This is a genomic window from Desulfitobacterium sp. (assembly GCF_034927245.1).
Classification (GTDB): Bacteria; Bacillota; Desulfitobacteriia; order Desulfitobacteriales; family Desulfitobacteriaceae; genus Desulfitobacterium_A.
On the sequence record NZ_JAYFQK010000059.1, the window covers coordinates 52,123 to 64,219 of the forward strand.

The window sequence follows — 12,097 nt, forward strand, 5'->3', positions numbered from 1 at the left end:
CCTTTTACTTCGTTATGATTGAAATACTTCTTATTCAACCTCAACATGTCGTAAAATCTGCTTCCGTGAAACTGATCCGTTATTAGATTCAAAAAGTACCTTCTTGCCATCGATCATTGTCTCTAACATTGCAGCTTTGCCCCATAGTTTTTGAACGAGAAGTAAAGTTCTCTCCAAATACACAATATCAAGATCAATTCCTTCATGAGCATGTCTTAGATAGAGGATATGCTTACCCTCATAATCTCCGTCTATAGCCAGAATTTTAGGGTGTCCCCCATTCACTAATTGCTGAACGAGGGTATTACGGACCTTTTCCCATGCTGTATCCGTAACTTGCCAATGAGCACCGACCTTTCGGAAACTAAAGAGATTTAACTTATCCATCAAATCCCGATCAAGATAATTGCGGATAAAGGACACATCGTTTTCTGTCTCTCTAACTTCAAATAGAAACTCCATATCCTGTTTTTCTGCGAGTGATTCCCATATCTTTACACCCAAATAATAAGGATTAAGAGATAAGCGTGAGGGCTGCACCACTTGACTGTGCATTATCGCAAAGTCCATTATCTCCTCATCCGTTAAATCGAGTTCACGCATAATCCGGGAGTGCCAAAATGTAGCCCATCCTTCATTGATAATTTTGGTCTCGATTTGAGGGAAAAAATAAAGAGACTCCTCCCGAATCATACTCACGATATCACGTTCCCATTCCTCCAGTACCGGGGAATTTTCCATGATAAAGAGCAATAAATCTTCATGTCCTTGCTTCTCTTCCGATTTTTCTTGAGACTCTTCTTCTTCCCAAAGATCTTCATAGGGAGAGGTTGGTTTCTTTTTCTTAATAATTTTCTGATCGGTATCTTTATTTTGCGCTAAATGAGCTCGAAAATCAACATGCTCTTGAATCGACAGCACAGCATCTAAAACTTGTTCAACTTTCTCTCGACCATGAGTCAGCTCATATTTACGAATTTGTTCGGCGTGTGCTGCCATTCTATCCACCATATCCCGCGGAGTACGTTTAAAGTAATGATTATTTTTAAAAAAATCAACATGCGCGTAGACATGACCGATGACCAATTTATTCTGAGTCAAACTATTTCCCTCAAGCAAAAAGGCATATGAAGGATTGGAATTGATGACAAGTTCATATATCCGGCTTAAGTTTAAATCATACTGCATTTTTAGACGGTAAAATGCTTTACCAAAACTCCAATGCGTAAAACGCACAGGCATACCATAAGCTCCAAAGGTATAGAGTGCCTCAGCAGGGCATACTTCAAAATGAACCGGATAAAAATTCAAACCTAAATTTCTGGCAATCACCGCAATTTCTTGGGCATAGACACCCAATTCTTTTATTTCCCGCCTCATGATTCACCCCCAAGATTGAAGCTTTTCAAAATTGAAGCTTTTGATGATTAACCCTCGGAAAAAACCGTTTTCAGTGCTCCATAGACTTCATTACGATCGCGAATCGTCACAAGTCTGAGTTTGGGATCTGTAATACGTTTTAACGTTGATATTAAGGTACTTGAATAATGAGTACGCAAAATTTCACCATACCCGACAACTTGGCTCACTGCCACAAGCCTTTGCATAAGATTTAGGGCTCTTGAGTTATCAGAGCCAATATTGTCCCCATCCGTAAAATGAATAGGATAGATATTATAGTGTTCAGGTGGGTACTCACGCTCAATGATTTCAAGTGCTAATTGATATACGGATGAACAACGTGTACCTCCGCTTTCACCGCGCGTAAAAAACTCTTCTTCATTAACTTCCTTTGCTTCAGTATGATGAGCTAAAAAGCGCATCTCCACATTTTCGTATTTTTGGCGCAAAAATCGAACCATCCAAAAAAAGAAGGTGCGGGAAATATACTTTTCAAACTGTCCCATTGACCCAGACGTATCCATCATAGCAAAGATAACGGCGTTAGTCTCGAAATTTGGATGAGTTTCCCATGTTTTAAAACGCAAGTCATCCGGGATAATCCGCAGGTTTTCTTTTTTTCCGTCAAGCGCTTGACGCTTAATGCTTTCAATAAGCGTTCTTTTCTTATCAATATTGGCCATGAGTCCTTTTTTGCGGATATCATTAAACTCCGGTTTATCATGCGCAATTAAAGGGCGCTTTTTATCATCAAGATTGGGAAGAGATAGCTCTTCAAAAAGGATTGCTGCCAAATCATCATAGGTTATTTCTGCTTCATAAATATCTATTCCCGGTTCTTCACCTGCTCCCGGGCCCTTCCCGGCCCCAGGCTTTTTAGAAGTTTCACGCCCTAAGATATCACCTTGGGATACTTTTTTGTCAGACTGTCCGGTATGATTTTTCTTATTAAAATCGTATCGAAACCTAAATTCTTCGAGAGATCGCATCGGTATTTTCATGGTTTTTTTTCCGTCACTAAGGATAATGCTTTCATCAATAATCAAATCCCCGAGCTGTTGCTTGATCGCCTCGCGTACTTTTTCCTTATGACGGCCTTGGTCAAAATATCCCTTGCGATGCAAACTCCAGTCGTCCTGGCTAACAATGATCTCATCACTCATATCTTCTTCTCCTTCCCTTAACGGTTAAGGAGAGAGCCGACATACTTCACTATTTCATTGGCACAAACAGGACAATAGCCATGCTGATTGATCAAACGATCTGTAACATCATTGATCCGCCGAAGCTGCTCATGATCAGGGTGAGTTATTGAAGTCGTGACTTTGATGATATCTTTTAAATCGGCAAAAAGTTTTTTCTCAATCGCTTCTTTTAAACGTTCATGTGACGTGTATTGAAAGACCTTCCCTTTGCGGGCATTGGTGGAAATGCGAATCAGGATTTCCTCTCGAAACGACTTTTTAGCGTTCTCTGATACGCCAATTTGCTCTTCAATACTCCGCATGAGCTGCTCATCAGGATCGATTTCCTCCCCTGTAATCGGATCGTAAAGTTTATTTGAATTGCAATAGGCTTCAACATTATCCAGATAGTTATTGAAAAGGGACTTTGCAGACTCTTCATAGGCATAGACAAAGGCTTTTTGAACTTCTTTTTTGGCAACCTCATCATATTCTTTACGGGCTTGGGCAACAAAATTGATAAGATCCTCGCGTTCTTCCTTGGTAATTGAAGTGTGCTGTGAGAGGCCGTCCTTTAAGGCCCGTAAAATATCCAAGGCATTGATGCAGGATTTGTGATCTCGAATCAATGCTGTTGAAATACGATTGATAACATAACGGGGATCCACACCGCTCATGCCTTCCCCTTGTTCTTCCCCTTCATTTAATAAATCCTTAATATCCTTTTGATTGAACCCTTCGACATCTTCTCCGTCATAAAGCCGCATTTTCTTTACGAGATCCATTCCTTGTTTCTTCGAAGGCTTGAGACGGGAAAGAATACTAAAGACCGATGCTGTCCATAGACTGTGTGGTGCAATGTGAACGTCACGCAAATCACTTTGACGAATCAATTTCTCGTAAATCTTAACCTCGGCGCTCACCTTTAAATTATACGGAACCGGAATAACGATGATCCGAGATTGGAGGGCCTCATTTTTCTTATTCGCAATAAACGATTTATACTCATTCTCATTGGTGTGAGCAATAATAAGCTCATCGGCAGAAATTAAGGCAAAGCGGCCGGCTTTGAAATTTCCCTCTTGAGATAAGCTGAGTAAATTCCATAAGAATTTCTCGTCGCTCTTGAGCATCTCTTGAAACTCCATGAGCCCTCGATTGGCTTTATTTAATTCCCCATCAAACCGATAAGCTCTTGGATCGGATTCAGAACCATATTCCGTAATCGTCGAAAAATCTATGCTTCCTGTTAGGTCTGCAATATCCTGAGATTTTGGATCAGAGGGGGTAAACGTCCCAATACCGACCCGTTCCTCTTCTGAAAATACAATTCTCTTGATGGGTACATTTTCAACTTGCCCTTGAAACTCTTCTTCAACGCGCAGACGGCAAACCGGACAAAGATTGCCTTCAATTTTAATCCCATAACGGTGATTAAATTCCTCTCTTAAGGGAAGCGGTAAAAGGTGCAAGGGATCTTCATGCATTGGGCAGCCATCAATTGCATAAACTTCGCCTTGCTCGGTACGCGTAAATTCCTCCAACCCCCTTTTGAGCATTGTTACGATCGTTGATTTTCCACCGCTTACAGGTCCCATGAGAAGAAGAATACGTTTACGTACATCCATTCTTTTCGCGGCAGAATGAAAGTACTCTTCAACAAGTCGTTCAAGCGTCTTATCCAGCCCATAAAGTTCTTTGTTAAAAAAAGAGTAGCTCTTTTGACTATTGACTTCTTCAATACCGGTCTGCTTAATCATTTCATAGATTCGAGCATGGGAATGCATGGCCAGATGGGGTTTCTGCGTCACCATTTCCAAGTAATCTGCAAAGGTTCCGTTCCACGTTAACGCAGCTTCTCTATTCCTATAATTTTTTAACCATTCCATAATTTCCATGATGTCGACCTCCTTCTCTCAGCACACCAAGTTAGCAGATTATTAAATTATATGCTCAGTTTAAAAGATGAGACATAAGTTGCTGAATTTTAGAATAGTTGAAGAACTACCTTGTGGTTATTCTTATCAAATTAAAAAACCTTTTAGAATCTCTTCTAAAAGGTTTTTGCTAAAATCACCTATTAAGTTATCGTATCGTTAAATTTTTTCTAAATCCGCAAAATCATAGGCATATTCCCCTGATACAATATCAAGTACAACGACACAGTACTCTCCCAACTCATCTTTATCAACACGTACAATAGTCCCTAAACGGCAGTTACTCGTCATTACTCTATCTCCTACCACAAAACGGTTAGGTTTCCTCATTGACGTTAAACTGTGCTCTTTTGACATTGCTAACATTCTCGCCACCGCCCTTATGTGAATGTGAATTTTAGTTCTTTTATGATTATTATGATATCACACCTTTCGAAATAAGTCTACCCTGAAATTTTAAAAAATTCAAAATATTTTCTACCATTGATTAGGAGCCTGCAAAAATGCAAGCTCCTCCCCTTTATTCGTGTATTTATAGTTAATACATTTGAAGGTATTCATCAATTTCCCAAGGATGAACGGTAACGCTGAACCTTTCCCACTCTTTCATTTTCGCCTCTATATAGCGGCTATAAATATGAGGGCCCAATGCTTCCTGAATTACCGGATCCTTGGCCAGCTCGTGTAAAGCATCCAAAAGGCTTTCAGGTAGGGACGCAATACCATGGTTTCTACGTTGTTCGGCACTGAGCTCATAGATGTTAAGATCGACAGAAGCGGGTGGAACCATCCGGTTTTTTATTCCGTCAAGGCCTGCTTTAAGTTGAACTGCAATAGCAAGATAAGGATTGCTCGAAGGGTCTGGGCTTCTTAATTCTATCCGTGTTGAAGGTCCGCGTTTCGCAGGAATTCGAATCAGCGGGCTTCTATTTCTTCCTGACCAAGCAATATAACAAGGTGCCTCGTAGCCGGGAACAAGCCTTTTATAGGAATTAATTGTCGGATTTGTAATGGCTGCGAAAGAGCGAGCGTGATGCAGAAGTCCTGCGATGTAGTGGAACGCTTCCTCCGATAATTGCATATTCCCATTCGGATCGAAAAACGCATTTCGTCCGTCCCTAAACAAGGATTGATTGGTATGCATTCCGGAGCCGGCAATCCCAAAAATAGGCTTAGGCATAAAGGTAGCATGCAAACCGTGTCTTTGGGCAATCGTACGCACTACTAAACGAAAAGTTGCGATTTTATCAGCGATATCCAGCGCATCGGAATACTTAAAATCAATTTCATGTTGACCCGGGGCGACTTCATGATGCGAAGCTTCAATTTCAAAACCCATCGATTCTAATGCTAAAACCATATCCCGCCGTGCTTCTTCCCCGCGATCAACAGGCGATATATCAAAGTACCCCGCTTTATCCTGGGTGATCGTTGTTGCTCGTCCCTCGGCATCAGTTTGGAACAGGAAAAACTCCAGTTCCGGACCGACATTGCAAAGATAGCCCATGGATTGAGCCTCGGCAATCACCTTTTTTAAAGTACAGCGCGGGCAGCCCTCAAAGGGTGTATTATCCGCATTATAGACGTCACAAATGAGCCGAGCGACTCCCCCATCAGCGGAACGCCAGGGAAAAACAACAAAAGTATTCGGATCCGGGTGTAAATACATATCGGATTCCTCAATCCGGGCGAACCCTTCAATTGAGGATCCATCGAACATAAGCTCTCCGTCTAGGGCTTTTTCTAATTGCTCAATCGTAATCGCCACATTCTTCAGAACTCCAAAAATATCCGTGAATTGAAGGCGAATCGATTGAACACCTTTTTCACTCGCTTCGCGTAAGACATCTTCTTTAGTTAAGCTCATTCAGGCTCACTCCTTTTTCAGTACACAATTATCTAGTATTCAATTCCTTTTCGCGCATTGATCCCCTGTTCATAAGGATGTTTGATTTGTACCATTTCCGTTACCAGGTTTGCTTTTTCTATTAAACGTTCGGAGGCATTTCTCCCGGTCAAAATCAATTCAACCTGTGCGGGTTTTTCTTCGATGAATTTCAAAACCTCATCTTCCGCAAGTAATTCAAACCAAATCGCATTGATGATTTCATCCAATATGAGGATATCCCATTGACCGGAACGCATGATTTCTCGGGCACATCGCAAGGCCTTCTGAGCTTCTTCAATATCTTCTTGTCTTGCCTTTCCTTTATGTACCCACTGTCCGGTCCCGAAATGTTCGAGACGGCATTCAGGCGCTAAACGTTGGATTCCCGTGAGTTCTCCATAATTATCGGCGCCTTTCATAAATTGTATGATATAGACATGAAAACCGTGTCCTACGGCACGGACGGCTAAACCAAGTGCGGCGGTAGTTTTTCCTTTGCTGGGCCCAGTATAGATCTGGACTAAACCTTGATCAAGTTTCGGCAATTATTCCACCTTCTTTACCCATTTTTCAAGTTGAGGATGGATATAGGCAACTTGAGGAGAGAGAAGCAATTCCGGATATTTTTCAACAGCTTGTCTTGTAAAAGCAATAGAAAAAAAGAGCTTTATCCCTGATTTTTCATCTTTTGCTCTTAATTCGACTTTATCCGGATAAAAATAATAGGAATAATCATCATCACGCCAAGAGACTTCCAACTCTCCGAACTTTATCTTGATTATTCCAAATTGCTCGATATTTATCCCACGAATACTTGAAAAACCCTGACTCAATTGTCCCACTTCCAAAGCAACCTGGCCGGTTATGAGTTGGATACTCATCAAATGCTCAACAACGAGCCGAGCCGGAAGGGAAATTTCCTCAAGAATTCTTCTATGATTACGAATTTCTTCCGCCCAGTACTCTAATTTGAGTCGATGAATCGAGCGTACCGGCTGAATCTTTTTCAGTGATTTCTCTAACGCAAGGTAAATATCATCTAAACACTCAAGCACCAAAAAATCATCTTGGTTCATGCTCAGGCCCCCTCCCTTATCTCTCCTTCTAAAGTCCTCCCAACCCCATTCGCTTATTTTCTATTTTACATGAAATTATTGCTAATTCATAGACTATCACTAAATGTTGTCCTCATGCATAGTCTCATTTTTTACGGATTTTCCTCGAAAGGCGTTGAATGGCTTGCTCAATTGTTAATGTTTCAATTCCGAGATCCTGAGCAATTTTTAAAGACTGCCAATAATATTGGAGGGCATTTATATTGCTTCGTTGATTTTCGAAATACTCGGCTAAACGTTGATACGTACTTAGAGAAATACCATAATGATCTTGAAGGCACGATTGCGCCTTTGCATGGCAGACTTGTGCCTCTTTCATATCCCCGACCTTTTCCAAGCACAAGGCCATTTTCTCATACGTTTCTCCTAACTTTTGCTGTTCCCCATATTTCTCAAAAATTGCTGCAGCCTTTTTAAAATCTGCATACGCTGCTCGATAGTCTTTCATGCGGACTTGAAGCTGACCTAAATATTGATAGCGAATCCCCAGCCCCAAGTCCTCGCGATGATCAACTTGGATCGATAGTTTTAGGTAATAAACAGCCTCCCCGAGTTCTTTTAAATCTTCCAATATCTTTGCTATAAAATAGGCACTTTCTGAGGCATCTTTCCATTGCTGATGCCGCAAATAGAGAACAAGAACACGTTGCCACGATTCTCGGGCATATACCAATTTTCCTTCTTCAAAATTGATAAAAGCCATATATTGGATCGCGTTAACCAAAGACTCTTCGTCATTTATTTCTACAAATGTTCTGCACGCCCTAAGCAATTTCGTGCGAGCATCCTGAACTCTGTTTTGACGGTATAGAACTTCTGCAAGAAGGATATTTAGTTCTCCTTCTCCTTTTAGGTAACCATAGCTATGACACAATTCTTTCGCCTTCTCAAATGCGGATTGGGCCTTGTCCCAATTCTCAACCATGGTATAAACTTGCCCTAAGTCACTCAATAACATGCTCAACCGCAGACGGGGTGAAGTCACTGGGTACACTTCGATCGCTTGTTCATACCAAGAGGCTGCCTCCTCCATTTTATCTTGGACTTCAGCTACGCTGGCTAATCCGGCCATGGCTTCAGACATGCCCTTGTAGTTTTGGAGCCTTTGACATATTTTTAAGGCTTCCTTAAATCCTCGTTTAGCCTGCACCACTTTTCCTTGTTTAATTCGAGATGTAGAAAGCAAGCGGAGATTAAATGCAAAGATTACGGGTTCAGATAATCGTTTAGCCAGCTTTAAGCTTTGAAGATAAAACATTTCAGCTTCGGTATATTGGCCTTTACCTAAAAAGGCTGTTCCCTTTTCCATGAGCACATGCCAATCTCTTATAATATCATCATCCATAATATCCCCTCCGCGTTTGCTCCATCATATGCGCAAGGGTGATTTTTGGCGCGAACCGATAAAGAAAACCTGGCTTCGCCGTGCCTTTTAAACACGCATCGAGAAAGGCGAAGTCGTTGGTTGCACTTATGCCGGAAGAAAGTATGCAACGAAGTTATCTTTCTGACGGTAAAATTAAAAAGCATCGCTCAAGCAATGTTTTTATTTTATGCTCATGTTCAATATTCCTTCTGAATATCTTTTATATGAAGGAGGGATTTGGATGCGTTTTATAATTTTTAAAAAGCCATCCTGGAGAAATGTCATCCTTTGGGGCATTTTTCTCGTCGTATTAGTTACCTATCGTGATAATGTTATATCCGTTTTCTCCGGTAAACTCAAACCAATCTATTCGGCGCAAGTTACGACTCAACAGATTGGACTCACATTTGATATCAGCTGGGGTGAACAAACGGCAGAACCCATACTCGATATTCTTAAAGAAAAGGGAATCCGGGCGACCTTCTTTTTATCAAGCCCTTGGGCAAGTAAGCATGAGGATCTCATAAAACGAATGGTTGCTGATGGACACGAAATTGCTTCCCATGGGAATCGGCATGTAGACTTGAATACACTTAGTCCGGGAGAATTGGAAAAAGAGATTCTAACTTCCCAAGAAGTCTTGGAGCGAATATCCGGTCAGAAAATTTCCCTATTAAGGCCGCCTAATGGAGCCTACGATAATAAAGTCATCGGTGTTTCTCAAAAGCTTGGGTATCGAGTAATCCAATGGAGCGTCGATTCCTTAGACTGGAAGCGGCCCGGTCCCGAAGCTGTGATCAACAATGTTATGAATGGTATTCGCAACGGTCACGGTGCCCAACCGGGTGATATCATTTTATTCCACGCTTCAGACTCCGCTCCCGATACCATCAAAGCCCTTCCCGTCGTGATCGATCGATTAAAAAGCAAGAATTATGAGCTTGTTCCCGTGAGCGAGTTATTAAAGAATGCTTCAACCACTTGGCCTCCGGAAAGCAATCTTACTTCCCCGGAAAAAACACCTGTTCAGCAGTAAAGGGAACTTACGTTTAGTTGACTTATCCGAAGACCTAGTATTTTTGAAGTACTTTTTCCGCAGCCAACCGTTCGTTTAATTGTGTTAACGCTTGATTTGCATCTTTAGAGACAGCCGGGGAAAGCTCCCCTTTCAAAGCTTCCTCCAATAAGGCTTGGGCTGCTTTCCATTCTCCTTTTTGGTATTTCTGCACACCCAGCAAATACGTCCGGTAAAACTTTCCTTTACTTGATTGATTCAGTTTTTCCAAAACGTCTTCCCACTGCGCGCTTTGTCCTAAAGTTAAATACAACAATCCTTTTTTAGTCTGTAAATCCAGATTATCGTCATTTCCCGGCCATTGTTCCATTTGAAGCAAGAGGTCTTCTGCTTCACTCCACTCTGCTTTGACTAACGCCAGATCAAATTCTTCCTCAATGACTAAGGGATGAGCAGGGGCCAATTCTTTGGCTTTCTTCCATTCACTTTCCGCCCCCTGCTCATCTCCTTGCGCAAGCAAACAACGGCTAACCGCTAATCTTCTTGAGACCTTTTCCTCCTTGGTCATCTTAAGTTCGGAAACCGCATTAAGGTTGTTCAAAGCGCTTTCGTATTCTCCCTGTACCATATCGATTAAGCCCTGGGCCAAAGATCGAGTCGTAGCCGATGAGATCGTAGGAAGAATTTGAGTTGCTTCCGTCAGTTGTCCATTTTTCAGTTTTAGTTGAAGTAGCCAGAAACGATGTTTATCATCCTTATGTTCCAGAAGGTCTTCATCTGCTGCTGTTTCACCTTGATTTAAGGACAACCAAAGGGCACTGTCCTCAACAAGGGGAATTCTTTCCAGCCACGGTGCTTTCTTTTCAACCCATGTCATTTCATCAGCCATTTTAGTCATATCGAAGGAATCCTTGGCAAAACGGATTTGAAATACATGCCAAAGCGGCTGAGCGAGTAGAATCACTAAAGCCAATGTCGCTAAAAATAATATTATCTTAACTCTGTTTCTGAACCTGAACCTGCTCTTTCGCTTCTTTTTTCTTCTCACGGCACTTACCTTCCACCCTCAATAATCTTATCTCAATGACCTTTCCAAGAGGAAAACCCTTCACCAACGACCTCCGGAACTTCCGAAATAGCTAAAAAAGCCTTCTGATCCCGTCTATGTATTATCTCCTTGATTTGAGAAAGCTGTGTCCTAGATATGATGCAATAAATAACATCCTTATCTTCCCCGGAATAGGCACCTGATGCCTTGAAAAGGGTTACTCCACGATCCAACTTTTCCATGATATCTTGAGCAATCGCTTGAGGCTGTTCCGTAATAACGATCACACTCTTAAGATGATTCATCCCTTCCTGAACCAGATCGATAACCTTAGTCGCTATAAACATATAGATCACTGCATACATAGCCATCTCAGGGCGGAAAAGAATCGCTGCTATTAGAAAAATCACAGCATCAATCCCCAGTAGGATCTGGCCGACACTAAATGACGTTGTCCTGCTGAAAAAAACGGCAAGAATATCCGTTCCGCCAAGTGACCCCCGTGAACGAAAAATAAACCCCATCCCGATCCCCGAAATAACCCCGCCAAAAATTGCGGCGAGGAGAGCGTCATTTGTCAAGCACGGGATATTTCCCGTTATATCTAAAGCTAAGGATAGCGCAGATACCCCAAAAATACTATAGAGGAGAAAGGAACGTCCGACCAATTTCCAGCCGATGATAAAAAGAGGAATGTTTAAAAGAAACACCGTTATACTGATTGGCCAGTTAAAAAGATAATGAAGAATGATCGCAATACCGGTCACCCCTCCATCTGCTATCTTATTGGGAATAATAAGCGAATTGATGCTCAAAGCAACGATAACTGCACCTATAAATATCCCTAGCACTCTCTTCAGTATCATTAATGCGAAGCGGCTCCGGTTATGTTTCACTTTTTCTATTTCCACAATGCTCCATCCCTATCTAAATATGATGACCTCGTGAAATCTTAACAATCTCTATAAGCAAACCAATTATACAAATTATACAAATATAGAAAACCCGGCTTCGCCGAGCCTTAAGCGAAGGCAATGCCGCTGGTTGCACTTATACTATCAACCGATAAAAACCTATATATACATTCTGATACGTATAAAAAAACCCTGCGTCAAAGCAGGATTTAATTCTTAAAGGTATATG

The 12,097-nt window shown here is 41.6% G+C and carries 11 protein-coding genes; 1 reads left to right on the forward strand and 10 read right to left on the reverse strand.

What is annotated here, in order from left to right; all coding sequences use genetic code 11:
• Positions 1-30 precede the first annotated feature (30 nt).
• From VB077_RS14490 to VB077_RS14525, 8 genes are all read right to left on the reverse strand, one after another.
• Positions 31-1,380, reverse strand: coding sequence for a SpoVR family protein (locus VB077_RS14490; RefSeq protein WP_323415968.1), 1,350 nt, complete (start codon positions 1,378-1,380; stop codon positions 31-33).
• 47 nt (positions 1,381-1,427) lie between these two features.
• The gene (gene yhbH / locus VB077_RS14495) at positions 1,428-2,564 is read right to left on the reverse strand and encodes a sporulation protein YhbH (protein ID WP_323415969.1); all 1,137 of its coding nucleotides are present in this window, start codon (positions 2,562-2,564) and stop codon (positions 1,428-1,430) included.
• A 17-nt stretch (positions 2,565-2,581) separates the two neighbouring features.
• Positions 2,582-4,483, reverse strand: coding sequence for a PrkA family serine protein kinase (locus tag VB077_RS14500; RefSeq protein WP_323415970.1), 1,902 nt, complete (start codon positions 4,481-4,483; stop codon positions 2,582-2,584).
• A 198-nt stretch (positions 4,484-4,681) separates the two neighbouring features.
• On the reverse strand, positions 4,682-4,813 hold the full coding sequence (locus VB077_RS14505) for a hypothetical protein (RefSeq protein ID WP_323415971.1): 132 nt from the start codon (positions 4,811-4,813) through the stop codon (positions 4,682-4,684).
• A gap of 247 nt (positions 4,814-5,060) precedes the next feature.
• On the reverse strand, positions 5,061-6,389 hold the full coding sequence (gene glnA / locus VB077_RS14510) for a type I glutamate--ammonia ligase (protein ID WP_323415972.1): 1,329 nt from the start codon (positions 6,387-6,389) through the stop codon (positions 5,061-5,063).
• Positions 6,390-6,421: 32 nt separating this feature from the next.
• Positions 6,422-6,955, reverse strand: a complete 534-nt coding sequence (gene cobO / locus VB077_RS14515; RefSeq protein WP_323415973.1) for a cob(I)yrinic acid a,c-diamide adenosyltransferase — start codon at positions 6,953-6,955, stop codon at positions 6,422-6,424.
• On the reverse strand, positions 6,956-7,486 hold the full coding sequence (locus VB077_RS14520) for a hypothetical protein (protein WP_323415974.1): 531 nt from the start codon (positions 7,484-7,486) through the stop codon (positions 6,956-6,958).
• Positions 7,487-7,610: 124 nt separating this feature from the next.
• Positions 7,611-8,870: a tetratricopeptide repeat protein gene (locus VB077_RS14525; protein ID WP_323415975.1), complete on the reverse strand. Its 1,260-nt coding sequence runs from the start codon at positions 8,868-8,870 to the stop codon at positions 7,611-7,613.
• A 262-nt stretch (positions 8,871-9,132) separates the two neighbouring features.
• Here VB077_RS14525 and VB077_RS14530 point away from each other — a divergent pair, with 262 nt between their 5' ends.
• Positions 9,133-9,927: a polysaccharide deacetylase family protein gene (locus VB077_RS14530; RefSeq protein ID WP_323415976.1), complete on the forward strand. Its 795-nt coding sequence runs from the start codon at positions 9,133-9,135 to the stop codon at positions 9,925-9,927.
• 34 nt (positions 9,928-9,961) lie between these two features.
• On the opposite strand, the gene VB077_RS14535 is transcribed toward VB077_RS14530, so the two are convergent.
• Positions 9,962-10,954 carry a hypothetical protein gene (locus tag VB077_RS14535; RefSeq protein ID WP_323415977.1) on the reverse strand — a complete coding sequence of 331 codons (993 nt, stop codon included), beginning with the start codon at positions 10,952-10,954 and terminating at the stop codon, positions 9,962-9,964.
• A 32-nt stretch (positions 10,955-10,986) separates the two neighbouring features.
• Entirely contained in the window at positions 10,987-11,820 is an 834-nt protein-coding gene (locus VB077_RS14540; RefSeq protein ID WP_323415979.1) for a YitT family protein, read from the reverse strand.
• Positions 11,821-12,097 lie beyond the last annotated feature (277 nt).

Coding starts and splice junctions, on each gene's coding strand:
- VB077_RS14540 (WP_323415979.1), bottom strand. CDS start 11,820: ATGATACTGAAGAGAGTGCTAGGGATATTTATAGGTGCAGTTATCGTT.
- VB077_RS14530 (WP_323415976.1), top strand. CDS start 9,133: ATGCGTTTTATAATTTTTAAAAAGCCATCCTGGAGAAATGTCATCCTT.
- VB077_RS14500 (WP_323415970.1), bottom strand. CDS start 4,483: ATGGAAATTATGGAATGGTTAAAAAATTATAGGAATAGAGAAGCTGCG.
- VB077_RS14490 (WP_323415968.1), bottom strand. CDS start 1,380: ATGAGGCGGGAAATAAAAGAATTGGGTGTCTATGCCCAAGAAATTGCG.
- glnA (WP_323415972.1), bottom strand. CDS start 6,389: ATGAGCTTAACTAAAGAAGATGTCTTACGCGAAGCGAGTGAAAAAGGT.
- VB077_RS14505 (WP_323415971.1), bottom strand. CDS start 4,813: ATGACGAGTAACTGCCGTTTAGGGACTATTGTACGTGTTGATAAAGAT.
- yhbH (WP_323415969.1), bottom strand. CDS start 2,564: ATGAGTGATGAGATCATTGTTAGCCAGGACGACTGGAGTTTGCATCGC.
- VB077_RS14520 (WP_323415974.1), bottom strand. CDS start 7,486: ATGAACCAAGATGATTTTTTGGTGCTTGAGTGTTTAGATGATATTTAC.
- VB077_RS14525 (WP_323415975.1), bottom strand. CDS start 8,870: ATGGATGATGATATTATAAGAGATTGGCATGTGCTCATGGAAAAGGGA.